The 14,380-nt window shown below is 47.2% G+C and carries 11 protein-coding genes and 1 tRNA gene; 2 read left to right on the top strand and 10 right to left on the bottom strand.

The features are described from left to right. Window positions 1-6 precede the first annotated feature (6 nt). From ZMOB_RS07185 to ZMOB_RS07155, 7 genes are all read right to left on the bottom strand, one after another. Window positions 7-1,515 carry a L,D-transpeptidase family protein gene (locus ZMOB_RS07185; RefSeq protein ID WP_014501031.1) on the bottom strand — a complete coding sequence of 503 codons (1,509 nt, stop codon included), beginning with the start codon at window positions 1,513-1,515 and terminating at the stop codon, window positions 7-9. 208 nt (window positions 1,516-1,723) lie between these two features. Next, complete coding sequence (locus tag ZMOB_RS07180; protein WP_011241506.1) at window positions 1,724-2,746, bottom strand: zinc transporter ZntB; 1,023 nt, start codon at window positions 2,744-2,746, stop codon at window positions 1,724-1,726. 35 nt (window positions 2,747-2,781) lie between these two features. Continuing rightward, window positions 2,782-3,648, bottom strand: a complete 867-nt coding sequence (gene galU, locus ZMOB_RS07175) for a UTP--glucose-1-phosphate uridylyltransferase GalU (protein ID WP_014501030.1) — start codon at window positions 3,646-3,648, stop codon at window positions 2,782-2,784. Between the two features lie 131 nt (window positions 3,649-3,779). Next, window positions 3,780-5,045 carry a diaminopimelate decarboxylase gene (gene lysA, locus ZMOB_RS07170; protein WP_014501029.1) on the bottom strand — a complete coding sequence of 422 codons (1,266 nt, stop codon included), beginning with the start codon at window positions 5,043-5,045 and terminating at the stop codon, window positions 3,780-3,782. A gap of 13 nt (window positions 5,046-5,058) precedes the next feature. Next, entirely contained in the window at window positions 5,059-5,310 is a 252-nt protein-coding gene (locus tag ZMOB_RS07165; protein WP_014501028.1) for a lipoprotein, read from the bottom strand. Next, window positions 5,310-6,683, bottom strand: a complete 1,374-nt coding sequence (argH, locus tag ZMOB_RS07160; protein ID WP_185737975.1) for an argininosuccinate lyase — start codon at window positions 6,681-6,683, stop codon at window positions 5,310-5,312. The genes ZMOB_RS07165 and argH overlap by 1 nt, the downstream gene beginning before the upstream one ends. Before the next feature lie 353 nt (window positions 6,684-7,036). Continuing rightward, window positions 7,037-8,194 (bottom strand): iron-containing alcohol dehydrogenase, encoded by a 1,158-nt coding sequence (locus ZMOB_RS07155; protein ID WP_014501026.1) that lies wholly within the window; start codon window positions 8,192-8,194, stop codon window positions 7,037-7,039. 222 nt (window positions 8,195-8,416) lie between these two features. Here ZMOB_RS07155 and ZMOB_RS07150 point away from each other — a divergent pair, with 222 nt between their 5' ends. Further along, window positions 8,417-9,424: an NAD(P)H-quinone oxidoreductase gene (locus ZMOB_RS07150; RefSeq protein WP_014501025.1), complete on the top strand. Its 1,008-nt coding sequence runs from the start codon at window positions 8,417-8,419 to the stop codon at window positions 9,422-9,424. Between the two features lie 56 nt (window positions 9,425-9,480). Here the strand turns inward: ZMOB_RS07150 and ZMOB_RS07145 are convergent, their stop codons facing one another. The 3 genes from ZMOB_RS07145 to ZMOB_RS07135 form a co-directional block, all read right to left on the bottom strand. After that, window positions 9,481-10,311 carry an aldo/keto reductase gene (locus ZMOB_RS07145; RefSeq protein WP_014501024.1) on the bottom strand — a complete coding sequence of 277 codons (831 nt, stop codon included), beginning with the start codon at window positions 10,309-10,311 and terminating at the stop codon, window positions 9,481-9,483. Window positions 10,312-10,536: 225 nt separating this feature from the next. Then, window positions 10,537-10,612 (bottom strand) — tRNA-Ala (locus ZMOB_RS07140). A gap of 167 nt (window positions 10,613-10,779) precedes the next feature. Further along, a complete protein-coding gene (locus tag ZMOB_RS07135; protein WP_014501023.1) occupies window positions 10,780-11,115 on the bottom strand; it encodes a hypothetical protein in 336 nt (111 codons plus the stop codon). Window positions 11,116-11,569: 454 nt separating this feature from the next. On the opposite strand from ZMOB_RS07135, the gene ZMOB_RS07130 reads away from it, so the two are divergent. Then, window positions 11,570-14,188: a M1 family metallopeptidase gene (locus tag ZMOB_RS07130; protein WP_011241515.1), complete on the top strand. Its 2,619-nt coding sequence runs from the start codon at window positions 11,570-11,572 to the stop codon at window positions 14,186-14,188. Window positions 14,189-14,380: the final 192 nt, after the last annotated feature.

The raw sequence follows: 14,380 nt of genomic DNA, 5'->3' as shown, positions 1-14,380 counted from the left end.
CCATAATCAACTATTGTTGGATTGTCCCTGAACAGATTGCCCAATAGCTTCAATTTTTTGTGCCAATAGTTCATCCCATTTATAAGGATCGCTTCTGAAGCTAAGGGCATTTTCACCATTACCAAAAGCCGTCCAATAAAACAGGAAAACCGCAACAGGTTGTTTCAGGCGGACGCGTTCAGTTTCGTTTTTATCAATTTCACTCCGAAGGCGGTCACCTGTCCATGCCGGATCAGCCGCCAACAAACGCTCTCCTAAAGCCACCGGATGTTCAAGCCGGATACAGCCATGGCTTTCCAAACGGCCATAACGACTAAAAGCCCCCCGCCCCGGCGTGTCATGCAGATAAACGGAATAGCTATTTGGGAAGTCGAATTTCAACTGACCCAAGGAATTTCTGGGACCCGGTTTTTGCTGCAAACGCTGTCCCTGACCGCTTTCACCGATAATTTTAAAACCAGCGGCCTGTAAATATCCGGGATGCGCTTTCTCTTTTGGCCATAATTCTTTCTTGGCGATAGAATCCGGCACATTCCAAGGGGGATTGATGACCAAGCTGTAAATGGTCGAACGCAGCATAGGGGTTTCATTCCCCGGACGCCCCGTTACGCTTTTCATCGACATCACAGGCTGATTTTTTTCAAACAGGGTTAAAACCGCCGCTGCAACATTCACCTGAATACGATTTTCCGGCAAATTGCGGGGTAGCCAACGCCAGCGCTCCATATTCGCCATAATTTGATGGATTCGCGATTTCACCGGCTGGTTCAAAGCCTGCAACGTTTGACCGGAAACAACCCCAGTCGGATTGAGACCATAACGCTGCTGCGCTCGTTTAACAGCGGCCTTCAAAGCGGCATCAAAATGGGAAGAACCGTTATCCGGTAATTCTTTGTCTTCGATAGCGATTCGCCGACGCAGAGTTTTTACCCGTGGATTATCGCTACCAACCGTAAGATCAGCACCCGTCGGGACAACCGGCCAACCGCCTTTTTCAGCGATAGCACGATAATAGATCAGGCCATTTTTTAAACCGGCATAACCGGAGTAAGGCGGCGGTAAATTGGCAGCCCAGTCGCCTAAAGTGTTATTATTAACTGCGTTTTTAAAATCAGGCCACGGATCGTAAGGATCCGGTTTCATACCCCAATTTTTGTCGAAATCACTGGCAGAGAGTCGCCCGCTGTGAATAGCACGCGCATAATCAAGACTGGCAGAAATCAGGCTTTCACCCGTCAAATGATGGGCAGTGGCCTCTTTTTTCTCGCCGATCAGACCATCATCCCCAGCCTTATCAAGCAAATGATTGAGAAAGGCGGTCTGTTTTTCCGTTAAATTAAGATTTTCGCGGCGCGATTGTGGACGAGGAGCATTCGCTGTCTGTCCATTGCCGGTGGCATTGGTTTGCGGTGCGGAAACGGCTTCATTCGTCATCACATTTTGGGCGAACAAAGGCATGGCTGACAAAAAACAGGCTTGAAACAGAAAAGATCGATATAAATACTTGTGCTTCACCTGCGAAAGCCCCCTCTATTTGATGTCAGCACAATGCTTCCAATATTACCAAGATATAGCATTTAAAAAAAATGAAAAATCAACGTCTTATTCATCGGATTTACATCCAAGACTTTTCGATTTTCCTTTATGAATGCAATAATCACCTGTTGAGAAAATAGCCAATAGAAAGAAAAAATCGGCACATTTATAGTGGCATTCTGTGGCTTTAACGACGAAACCACTGTTTTTGGACAAAATAAAGCGTGATAGCCACCGCGATTAAGACACAAATTGCAATAACCCCATTAAATGCCCAAGGCGCATTGGCATAAGGGATACCAGCAACATTCATACCCAATAATCCGGTTAAAAACGTCAAGGGTAAGAAGATGAGGGCAACAATAGAAAGTAATAACCCGCGTGTATCTATTTGTTCTGACCGAAGATCGGTTAGTTGTTCGTGCAATAAAGCGGCGCGCTCTCGGATAGCTTCCAATTCTTCAGCCATACGGGCAAAACAATCAGCCGCCCCATGCAGATGAATACGGTCATCATCCGCTAACCAAGCTAGATGAGAATTGGCCATTGTTTCGAGGGCTTGACGCTGCGGTGTCGCAAAGCGGCGATAGCTGATGGCCTGTGAACGCACCGAAGCAATGATCCGGCGCATTTCCCAAGCATCATCCGAACTAAGACGGGCTTCACAATTATCGACCCGGTCTCCCAAAGCGGCGACGACAGGATCAAGCGTATCAGATACTTTTTCAGCAATCAGGGCAATTAAATCGCCGGGGTCATGGATCGCGCCCTTATTCATGGCATCAATAATGGAATTATTAGCCGCCAAGACATCAAAACAGACGGAAATAACCACAGAATGTTCGACCCAAAGACGGATGGATATCAGCCCGTCAGGGTCATCTTTTGGCGTAATACCAAGACCACGAAGGTTAATAAGGGCACCAGAATCGATAATCTGAAAACGAGGACGTGTCTCAACAGCACTTAGAGCTGAAATCGTTGGTTCTATAATCTGGGTATGGTGCCTCAACCATTCAGCAACCGCCGCCGGTTTGTCTTGAAGGCGTATCCAGATAAAACTGTCAGTGCTGTCATAAGGGAGAAGAGATGAAAGCTTTTCGACATTGATGTCATCGACGCTTCCATCTTTTCGAATGAGATAAGCCTTAATTTCCACAACAAGCCCCTGACAAAGGTCAGCCTTCTTTGCCAACCTCTGTGAGGCCATCTTACTGTCAGGAAAAGAAGGCTTAATCCATTAGATTAAAAATTTTGGCGATGTAGATAGTCTCTAACCGCAGGGCCTATATCAGGTCTTTCCAAGGCTAACGCAACATTTGCCTGAATAAATCCGGCCTTATCACCGCAGTCATGGCGAATACCGCCAAAGCGACAAGCGTGAAAAGGTTGCTTCCCGATCAGCTGTGCCATCGAATCCGTCAACTGAATTTCACCACCGACACCGCGATTATCCTGTGCCAATAAAGGCATAATATCCGGTTGGAGAATATAACGTCCCGTCATGGCTAACCGCGAAGGGGCTTTTTCCGGTTTTTCAACCAGACCTTTCACCTCGGTAACCTCGCCGTCAGTTTTACCGGGGTCAACGATACCATAACGATGGGTATGCTCTTCGGGGACTTCCATCACGGTTACGACGTTACCCCCTTTCTGGTTATAGGTCTCAACCAATTGCACCAGACTGGGTTTTTCAGGATTCCAAAGTAATTCATCGGGCAAAAGAACAGCAAAAGGTTCATCGCCGATCAAATCACGGGCGCACCAGACAGCATGTCCTAAACCCAACGGTTCCTGTTGTCGAATGAAACAGGCACGACCCGGAGCCACCCGCGTACCTTCCAGCAAATCCAGCATTTCGGTTTTGCCCTTGGCAACCAAAGAAACTTCCAATTCGTAGGCGATATCGAAATAATCTTCGATAGCCTGCTTGCCACGTCCGGTAACAAAGATCAGTTCTTCAATGCCGGCTGCCCGTGCTTCATCGACAGCATATTGAATCAAAGGGCGATCAACGACCGGCAGCATTTCCTTGGGCATGGCCTTGGTTGCTGGCAAAAAGCGGGTGCCTTGGCCGGCAACAGGGAAAATTGCTTTACGGACAGGTTTCATAAAAAAACTTTTCTGCTGTTAGAATAAAGGTAAATCAAAAGAGATAATCCCCTGTTTTCTGTTTTTCAAGGGGACTCTTTGAATAACGCAAGATTGAGCATAAAAGTTGCAAATGAATATAAGCTGATGGCCTATAGCCATTCTACTTTTTGTTCATCACGCATCAAATCTTCGACTGATTGCCGTTTTCTGATAAGCGCCGATTTATTGCCAGAGACCATCACTTCTGCAACCAGAGGACGGGAATTATACGCACTTGCCATCGTTGCGCCATAAGCGCCGGCAGACATAATAGCGACCAGATCATCCGGTTTTACAGCTGGAATAGAGCGATTTCGAGCAAAGATATCCCCTGTTTCACAAACAGGACCCACAATATCCGCCTGATAAGCCTGCGCGCTTGGCGTAACGGCTTTTATTTCATGATAGGCATCATAAAGCGTCGGACGAACCAGATCATTCATAGCCGCGTCTAAAATAACAAAACGAGCCGTTTTGCTTTCTTTGACCCGAATAACTTTCGATAACAATATGCCTGCATTCGCAATCAATGACCGCCCCGGTTCAAAGATCAGGCGGCAATTCCAGCCTTTGGTGACGCGTTTAATCATTTCACCATAGGCTTCAATACTGGGCGGTTCGGGCTGATCGTCTTTATAGCGAACCCCCAGACCACCCCCTAAATCGGCGGTTTCAATCGCGTGACCCGCTTTTTCCAAAGCGGTAATGATTTCATAGATACGTTCAGCGGCGGCTTCAAAAGGCGCAAGATCCGTAATCTGGCTTCCGATATGGCTAGCAATCCCTTGTATTTTCAAGGATGGATAGCTGGCCAGTTTTTCATAAGCGGACAGAGCATCTTCAGCCGCGATACCGAATTTGGTATCCGCTTTTCCTGTCGCAATTTTTGCATGGGTATGTGGATCAACATCGGGGTTTATCCGCAAAGCAACAGCGGCTTTTTTCCCTAACGAGGCCGCCACTTCGGCCAGCATTTCAATTTCGGAAACAGATTCAATGTTAAACTGTCCGATACCGATTTCGAGGGCATAACGCATTTCTTCTGCGGTTTTCCCGACACCGGAAAAGACAATACGTTCTGGCGGAATACCGGCATGAACGGCGCGGCGAATTTCTCCGGCAGAAACAACATCTGCGCCCAAGCCTTCTTTCGCGAAACTAGCCAATATAGCTTGCGACGGATTGGCTTTAACCGCGAAAGCCACCAAGGCTTTTCCTTTTCCTGCCCCATCCAGAGCTTTGGTAAAACGCCGCGCGCGTTCGGTCAGATAGCTATGGGAATAGACATAACAAGGCGTTCCATATTGCGCAGCAATTTCAGGAAGCGGAATATCTTCGACACAAAGCGTGCCGTTTTTCAGCGAAAAAGGAATCATATCTATAACTTTTCTAGCGAGGCGGAAGATCGAAATAATCTTCAGTTCTGACCGTCGAATGTAAGAGAATATCTTGGGTTCGGTCAGGACGCGCCTGACTGGGGGGATTCATCAAATCCTGCCTATCCGGCATGACGCGGGAGGTTTCCGGTTTCACCTGAGGCGAATGACCGGGCGGCATGGAAAGCGTTCCGCGCTGACCACAGCCGCCCAAAATAAACGCTACGGGCAATAAACCCCCGATAATAGCCCAGCGGAGATGCATCAGTTTAACCCTAAGGTCTTTTTGGCATCAAGAATACGGGCGCGGACTTGATCCGGTGCGGTGCCACCATAGCTATTCCGAGATGCAACCGAAGCATCAACAGAGAGAACCGCTTTAACCGATTCATCAATGCGGGGATCAATGGCCTTTAAATCTTCGATAGATAAGGCATCCAAAGCAATGCCTTTAGTTTCAGCCAGACGAACAGCCGACCCCGTAATATGATGCGCCTCGCGGAAAGGAATGCCAGCCTGACGCACCAGCCAGTCAGCCAAATCGGTTGCGGTTGAAAAACCGGCTTCGGCTGTTTTTCGCATTTTTTCAGGAATAAAGGTCAGCGTTTCGATCATACCCGTCATCGCTGCAATCGCCAAAGACAGCAAATCATGCGCTTCAAAGACCGGCGGCTTGTCGTCTTGCATATCCTTTGAATAGGCAAGAGGCAGCCCCTTCATCGTCATCACCAACGCATTCATGCAACCGGCGATCCGCCCGCTGTGACCGCGCACTAACTCCGCAGCATCAGGATTACGCTTTTGCGGCATGATGGATGAACCGGTAGAATAGGCATCCGGCAAAGAAACAAAGCCATAAGGCTGACTTGCCCAGATAATGATCTCTTCTGCTAAACGTGACAGATGGATGGCAGTCTGGGTCGCCGACATCAGATAATCCAAGGCAAAATCACGGTCGGAAACAGAATCCAGTGAATTGGCCGTAGGCGCATCAAAGCCAAGGGCTTTGGCCGTCTGATGACGATCAATATTGAACCCCGTCCCAGCCAAGGCCGCGGCCCCTAAAGGCGATTGGTTCAATCTTTTACGACCATCCGAAAAACGGGAACGATCGCGGCTGATCATTTCGTAATAAGCCATCAGATGATGACCAAGCGTAATCGGCTGGGCGATCTGTAAATGGGTAAAGCCCGGCATCACGGTCGCGGCATGTTCTTCCGCGCGGATGACCAAAGCCATCTGAAGTGCCGTCAGGCCTTTATCGACCATATCAATGGCATCACGCACCCATAATTTAAAATCGGTGGCGACCTGATCGTTACGGGAACGGGCAGTATGCAAACGTCCGGCCGCCGAACCGATCAGATCAGCCAGCCTTTTTTCGGTAACCATATGAATGTCTTCAAGAGACCAGTCTTCCGGCACGCCTTTTTCGGCATATTCAGCCGCGATTTTGTCGAGGCCTTCCAAAATTTTCTGGCCATCTTCTGCCGTGATAATGTTACGGGATACCAGCATTTTCAAATGGGCTTTGGAACCGGCAATATCCTGTTGCCATAAGCGTTTATCAAACGGGATCGAGGCATTGATTTCCCGCATAATCGCTGTCGGGCCTTCAGAAAAACGGCCACCCCACATCGCATTGGAATCTGTCTGACGCTCAGTAATCATCTGTCTCCCGACTGGGTCATTACCCTGATTTTACCTAAAAAGAGGCAAAACAGCTATGATTATTCAGTAATATAGCCGCCTATATCCATGCCCATTCTAAAAAATACAACCGATTTTACGGTATAATGGGGTCTAGCTCGGCACTATCTACAAAAATTATAATATCATTATATTAAAGCAAAATATCACAACAATATTATGGGTCGGTTTTCTGGCCTAGACCGGAAGCAATCCCTATAAAAAAACGGCGCATCAAGATAAGACGCGCCGTTCTTTTGATATTTTACAAGAAGTCAGCCATTTCTGGCTTCTCGAATAAATTACAAGCTTGCAAGCAGAATAGCGCGGCTAACCTCTGGCGTAATAGCCTTATGTTCGCCTAGCTGGGACATGCCATGCGCTTCTAATTCCTTGACCAGCATATCAATAGACTCTTCCCCAACATCATAATCTTTCAGATGGGTCGGAATACCTAATAATTCAAAGAAATGACGAGTCTTTTCGATTGCGGCATCAATCCGTTCATCATCAGAGCCCTGATCAATATGCCAAACATTCTTGGCATATTGCAGCAGCTTGCCTTTCTTGGCCTCTCTCTGATTTTGCAACAGCGAAGGGAGAATAATCGCCAATGTCCGACCATGATCGATACCAAAGGCGGCCGTCAATTCATGACCAATCATATGGGTTGCCCAATCCTGTGGCACACCGGCACCGATCAAGCCATTCAAAGCCAAGGTCGCCGTCCACATAAAATTGGCGGCTAGATCATAATTCTTCTGATCTTTCAGCAATTCAGGGCCAATTTTGATTAAGGTGCGGAGCAGACCTTCTGCAAATTCATCCTGAACCATACCATCAACCGGATAGGTCAGATATTGTTCGGTGATATGAATAAAGGAATCGACAACCCCATTTGCCAGCTGGCGCGGCGGCAAAGTGTAAACCTTTGTCGGGTCAAGAATCGAGAAAACCGGAAAAACATGGTCATTATGGAAACCCCGTTTCGATTTGATTGACTTGCGGGTTACCACACTATTCCGGTTCATTTCGGAGCCGGTAGCCGGCAGGGTTAAAACGGTTCCAACGGGCAAGGCTTCCTTGATTTTCTTGCCATCCGTTTCCAGAATTTCCCAAGGCTCACCTTCATAAGGCACGGCGGCTGCTACGAATTTGGTGCCATCAATGACTGATCCACCCCCAACAGCCAACAGAAAATCAACCTTTTCCTGTTTGACCTGCTCGACGGCTTTCATCAGAGTTTCATAGCTGGGATTGGGTTCGATACCACCAAATTCAAAATAAGTGCGGTCACCAAGGGCTTTTCTGACTTCATCCAAAGTGCCGGTCTTTTGAGCGCTAGAACCGCCATAAAGGACTAAAACACGGGCATCTTTCGACAAAAGCGTATCAAGCTGTGCAATACGGCCTTTACCAAAAACAATATGGGTCGGATTATAATAATCAAAATTGAGCATCAGTCTTTTCCGCCTTCTTATGCGTAAGAGGAATTATCAGCGACTATCTCCGCTATGTGGCAAGCCAGCTTTGAAGGGGCAAGATATCTTCTGCCTTTCAATAACAAAAAACAAATGGCTTTGCCTGTGATAAGATAACCCAATACGCGCCTTGGGTCGGGATAGCCTGATTGGATGGAACTGTCTTTAAAGATTTTACTGGATATGCCGGAGGATATAAAAATGGCAAGCAACATGATGAAAGAAGTTATCATCAAAGAAGCAGGGTCAGCTGATGTTCTAGCTCTCCATGATGCACCTATTCCGACGCCAAAAGCGGATGAAATTTTGGTAAAAATTGCGGCAGCCGGTATCAACCGCCCAGATATTATCCAGCGCATGGGACAATATCCTTTGCCACCGGATGCTACCCCGATACCCGGATTGGAAATATCCGGAACCGTGATTGCCCTTGGCCAAAATGTCGAAGAATTCAAAATCGGTGACAGAATATGCGGCCTGACCAATGGCGGCGGCTATGCCGAATATGGGGTTATTCCGGCCAAACAAGCCCTGCCCGTCCCTGACAATCTTTCCTTAACGGAAGCCGCCGCGATCCCCGAAACCTATTTCACGGTATGGGCGAATCTTTTTGATATCGGTCAGGCAAAATCGGGTGAAACCGTACTTGTTCATGGAGGCAGTAGCGGCATCGGCAGCACAGCCATCATCTTGGCGAAGGCCTGTGGCCTGAAAGTTTTTACCACGGTCGGCAATCAAGAAAAGGCCGCCGCAGTCGAAAAACTCGGCGCAATAGCTATCAATTACAATGAGCAGGATTTTCTGACAATTATTCAGGAAGAAATGGCGGGGAAAGGTGTTGATGTCATCCTCGATATTATTGGGGGTTCTTATTTTTCCCGTAATATGAAGGCTTTGGCCTTTGGCGGTCGCCTTGTCATTGTCGGGGCGATGGGAGGACGAATTGCTGATAAATTCGATTTATTGCCTCTGATATTCAAGCGAGCCACTATCAGCGGATCAACAATGCGTGCCAGAACAGCCGATGAGAAAGCCAATATTGCCCGTTCGTTGAGAGAAAAAGTCTGGCCATTATTAGAACAAGGCCAATGCCATCCCCTGATTGACAGCAGCTTTCCATTAGAAAAAGTGCAAGATGCCCATAAAAGAATGGAAAGCCGTGATCATTGCGGCAAAATCGTTTTGACGATGCCAGAGGCGCTTTTTTGATAAAAAAGGACAGGTCGTTTTGAAGCGGCCTGCCTTCCCTCATCCATTGACTATTTTTATAAGATAGCGAGATGCTGTTTTCGGGTGGGTGCCGGAAATAATTTATCTAATTCCGCCAGAATAGTGTCATCTAGCACAATATCCAGCGATGCAAAATTTTCCTTTACATGAGCGACATGACCCGCCTTTGGAATAGCCATAATGTCAGGATGGCGCATCACCCATGCCAAGCCTAGTTGGGCTGGGGTAACATTCAATGCCTGTGCCAAGGCGATCAAAGCCGGATTTTTTAACAAACGACCTTGTTCAACCGGACTATAGGCCATAACCGGCATATGATGCTTACGAAGCCAAGGGATAAGATCAAATTCAGGCCCGCGACGGGTCAGATTATACAGGATTTGATCTGTTGTGCAGGCTTGACCACCAGCGGCAATCCACTCTTCCATATCATCGGTATCAAGATTGCTGACACCCCAACGACGGATTTTTCCAGCCGATTGCAAGGCTTCCATCGTTTCGATGGTTTCAGCAAAAGGTACACTTCCCCGCCAATGCAACAGATAAAGATCAAGATAATCGGTGCCGAGGCGTTTTAAGCTTGCCTCGCATACTTTTGGCAAGGTCTTACGCGAGGCATTTTGCGGATAGGCTTTGCTGACCAGAAAAAGGCTTTCTCTTGGGGTGCCTTTAATGGCTTCCCCGACGCAAATTTCAGCCGCCCCTTCGCCATACATTTCCGCTGTATCAATAAGCGTCATGCCAAGGGCGATACCTTCTTTCAAGGCGGCGACTTCGGTGGCGCGGTTATGGGCACTGCCCATCATCCATGTACCTTGTCCCAAAGCTGGCACTTTGGTGCCATCCGGCAGCTTCACATATTTCATCTTATCCTCGCTATGACAGGAATCGAGAGAAACAGTCTATCAAAAGACAACCGAGTCCATGAAGCTATAAGCGAGGGTCGAAAAAATCCGCTTTGCAGGATGTATAGCCGGAAACAGGGATAAGATGGCACCATATTGGCAAGAATAAGCCTGCCGCAATCAATATAGGCAAAAGAACTTTAAGTCAGGATAGTTATATAAGGGGAAAGCAGCCATAAGAATGGCTGGTGGAGCTGAGGGGAATCGAACCCCTGACCTCTGCAGTGCGATTGCAGCGCTCTCCCATCTGAGCTACAGCCCCATTTAGGGCATGGTGTTTAGCGTTCTAACCGATATCTTGCAACTATCCTTTTCCGCTTTTTTGAAATTTTTAAGGGAAACAGACAGAATCCGTTTCTTTTCTCAAGCTATTTTGAAGATATTCCCCAAAAGACTTCATTAGAAAGCCCTATTAAAGGGTTGAAATCCTTAGCCAAGGAAGCAGAAAAAACCGAAAGCAAAGAGCGGAATTGACCATAATTCCATCGGCAAGCCCAAAAACTGATGCGGCGCATTATAGAAAAGACAGGACAAAAGCCCTCTTCTTGCTTCCAAGGCATTGCGGTTCAAATAGCGACCGATAACCCAGTTTACAAAAGCAACAGACCACGCAAAAAGCGAGGCATAGTCACATCTGGATGATCGCCCCATCTTCCGCATCAGCCAATCTTCGGCAGCAATCACAAAAATGAAAGTAAAAAAGGCAAGAATACCACGACCCCGATAGAGAATAATCATTCCAGCTTCCTGTCTTTCTCTATTCATTCGGTTCCTATATTGATGATATAGGTTATTATAATATTCTATATAAAAGAAATTTTAATTTTTATATTTTATACAATATGTTACACCCAAGCACGGAAATAACCTTTTTCCAACGAACATATCATCATCCTTTCCAAGGATCATAGCATGAATAGAAATCTTTTTCAGAATGAACAGGCCTTTATCGCGTTTAAAGCAGAATAGATCTGCTGCAAATTTTTATAACGCGATCATAAAAAGAATGAACTTTTTATCCTGATAGACGTTCTGTTAAAGATAGGTTCAAAAAGTGTAAAATTGCTATGGATTTAACATGAAGTTTAATAAACATTAACTATATAATTTTTTTATATAGTAACAGCATACTTCATAAAAAGCTATTTATTTAAACAATACAAAGGCATGGCTTGACCATTATTTACAAATGCTATGCCTCGTTTTTAAAGGTGCCTTAATGTTCAAGAAGTCCCGATTAAAATCTTTTCTTCGACATGCGCCCGTCCTTCTATTGCCAGCCATGGCAACAGCGGCCTTTGCCAATCCGGATGGTCGTCTGCCAGAAGACATCAAGCCTCTGCATTATGATATCTCGGTACAACCTAATGCCAAAGATCTAATCTTTAGCGGTCGTGAAAAGATTACGATCAATGTTCAGGCACCTGAACATGTAATCGCCATGAACGCCGCCGATTTGGTCATTGATGACATTACATTGGATGGCAAAAAAGTTGAATGGAAGCTTGATGCCCCCGCACAACAGCTTTTAATCAACACCAGTGACAATGGCACGATTCAGGTTGGTCAGCATGAATTGACGATCAACTATCGCGGTAGAATCAACCAGTCTTCTGCGGGTCTTTTCGCTGTTGATTATCAGGATAATGACGGCCCCCAGCGGATGCTGGTTACCCAGTTTGAACCTGCCGATGCGCGCTATTTCGCACCGATGTGGGATCAACCGGATGACAAAGCCACCTTTACAATGGCGGTAACGGCTCCGGCTGATGAACTGGCCTTCTCCAATATGCCGGTCGTCGCCACCGAAAAAAATGGCAGTGATCTGGTTACCACCCGTTTTGCGGAAACTCCGAAGATGTCGAGCTATCTGCTCTTCTTGGGTGTTGGTAAGCTTGACCGGAAAGCGGTTAAAGTCGGAGATACCGAAATCGGAATCATTACCCGTCGCGGTGCAACCGATCAGGGCGATTATGCCTTGAATGCAGCTTCCCAGATTCTGACCTATTATAACAATTATTTCGGCACACCCTATCCTTTGCCTAAAATGGATATGATTGCCGTTCCCAGCTCTTCCCAGTTCTTCTCGGCCATGGAAAATTGGGGCGCTATCATGTATTTTGATCGGGCTGTCTTGTTCGATCCGAAACGTAGCCCTGAAAGCGCGCATCAGACTATCTTCAATGTTGTTGCCCATGAAATGGCGCATCAATGGTTCGGCGATTTGGTCACGATGCAGTGGTGGGACGATCTATGGCTGAATGAAGGCTTTGCCTCATGGATGGCTTCAAAAGTCACGGGCGATCTGAATCCTGGTTGGAATGTTCCGGCGCAAACCGTGGCTTATGCCCGTCAAGCAGCCTTCTCGATGGATGCAAAATCCACGACCCATCCGATCATTCAGCATGTCGGTACCGTGGATGAAATCGATCAGGCTTTCGATACCATCACCTATTCCAAAGGTCAGGCAGTAATCCGCATGATCGAAGCCGCCATTGGCCCCGATCAGTTCCGTGATGGTTTGCGCCAATATATGGCCGCCAACAAATATAATAACACGACGACTGATGACCTCTGGAAAGCGTTAAGTCAGGCATCTGGCAAAGATGTTAAGAGTTTCGCTGACAGCTTCACTCTGCAAGGCGGTGTTCCGCTCATTCGTGCCAGCGAGCCCATAACGGCTGGGGGTATCACCCGCATCAATCTGGCACAGGATCGGTTTGCTCTTGATCCGGCATCACATACCTCACGTAGCTGGATTGTTCCGGTTGCTATTGGTGCTGCTGGACAGCAGAAAGCTGCAACGACGGTGACGGTCAGTGGCCCCACCTATCAGACGGTTCAGGCACCGGTTGACTCTTTGCCAATCATCAATCCGGGTCAGTTCGGTTATTATCGGACGCTTTATGCGCCGCAACATTTCAAAGACTTGAGCGATAAATTGCCGAGCCTGCCCTTATCGGATCAGGTCGGATTTATCAGCGACAGCATGGCTTTGGCCAGCGGCGGATATGAAAGCTTCGATCAGCATCTGGCCTTGTTAGGACAGATCTCACCGGATTCCGATCCGTTGTTATTGAATGTTGTTTCTGACCAGATCGCCAGCTTTGACGGTCGCCTCGACCATAGTCCGGTTCAGGCTGCATTCCGTCAGAAAGCCATAGCCCGTTTAAAACCGCAACTGACCCGTATCGGTTGGGCATCCTCGGTCAGTGACTCGACCGCCACCAGTGATTTGCGCGAAAGCCTGATTCCGTTACTCGGTAAAATGGGTGACAAGGAAACCATCGACACCGCCCAGCGCTATTTGAATAATGGTCTGGACAGCATTCCGGCTTCTATCCGTGAGGCGGTATTGCAGGTCGTTGGCTATAATGCCGATAACGAAATGTGGGAAAAACTGCGCGACATGGCCAAGAAGGAAAAAGATCCTTCCGGTCAGCGTCAGCTTTACCATGCCTTGGCAGCGACCAATAACAAGGAATTGGCAAGAAAAACGCTTGAGTTGGCTCTGACGGATGAAGCGAATGCACCGACCCGCGCAGCCTTGATTTCAATCGTGGCACGCAACCATCCTGATCTGGCCTTTAATTGGGCAGTCGATCATCGTGAAAAGGTTAATGCCTTTATCGAAGAAACCGCACGGGCGCGCTTCATTGCTAATCTGGCCTTGACGGGCGACAATATGACTCTGGCCGGTCAGGTTAAAACCTATGCCCAGAAATATCTGCCGCAGCGTTCGCGTCAGTCTGCTCAGCGGGTTATCAACCAGATCACCTATAACAGTGTTCAGCGCCATCTTGTCGAACCGGCTTTGAAGCGTTGGTCAAATCAGTAATCGTCTTTCATAAGACTTTTAGTTCTAAAATCCCGTCTCTTCGGAGGCGGGATTTTTTTATTTAGGTGATGGCTGAAATAGATCCTTACGCTTTTTCATCGACGCTCAATCTTTCAAAAAAATATCTTTTTTGTAATCTACTATGTATCATAGCACTGATAGTTGACAGTATCCCTGTAAAAACTATGAACA

Origin of the sequence: Zymomonas mobilis subsp. mobilis ATCC 10988, assembly GCF_000175255.2 — a bacterium.
GTDB lineage: Bacteria > Pseudomonadota > Alphaproteobacteria > Sphingomonadales > Sphingomonadaceae > Zymomonas > Zymomonas mobilis.
The sequence above is the reverse complement of the archived record's forward strand: the minus strand, read 5'-3'. Positions and strand labels throughout refer to the sequence as shown.

Coding starts and splice junctions, on each gene's coding strand:
- ZMOB_RS07165 (WP_014501028.1), bottom strand. CDS start 5,310: ATGCATCTCCGCTGGGCTATTATCGGGGGTTTATTGCCCGTAGCGTTT.
- ZMOB_RS07145 (WP_014501024.1), bottom strand. CDS start 10,311: ATGAAATATGTGAAGCTGCCGGATGGCACCAAAGTGCCAGCTTTGGGA.
- ZMOB_RS07180 (WP_011241506.1), bottom strand. CDS start 2,746: ATGGCCTCACAGAGGTTGGCAAAGAAGGCTGACCTTTGTCAGGGGCTT.
- ZMOB_RS07130 (WP_011241515.1), top strand. CDS start 11,570: ATGTTCAAGAAGTCCCGATTAAAATCTTTTCTTCGACATGCGCCCGTC.
- ZMOB_RS07150 (WP_014501025.1), top strand. CDS start 8,417: ATGGCAAGCAACATGATGAAAGAAGTTATCATCAAAGAAGCAGGGTCA.
- argH (WP_185737975.1), bottom strand. CDS start 6,683: ATGTGGGGTGGCCGTTTTTCTGAAGGCCCGACAGCGATTATGCGGGAA.
- galU (WP_014501030.1), bottom strand. CDS start 3,648: ATGAAACCTGTCCGTAAAGCAATTTTCCCTGTTGCCGGCCAAGGCACC.
- ZMOB_RS07135 (WP_014501023.1), bottom strand. CDS start 11,115: ATGAATAGAGAAAGACAGGAAGCTGGAATGATTATTCTCTATCGGGGT.
- ZMOB_RS07155 (WP_014501026.1), bottom strand. CDS start 8,194: ATGCTCAATTTTGATTATTATAATCCGACCCATATTGTTTTTGGTAAA.
- lysA (WP_014501029.1), bottom strand. CDS start 5,045: ATGATTCCTTTTTCGCTGAAAAACGGCACGCTTTGTGTCGAAGATATT.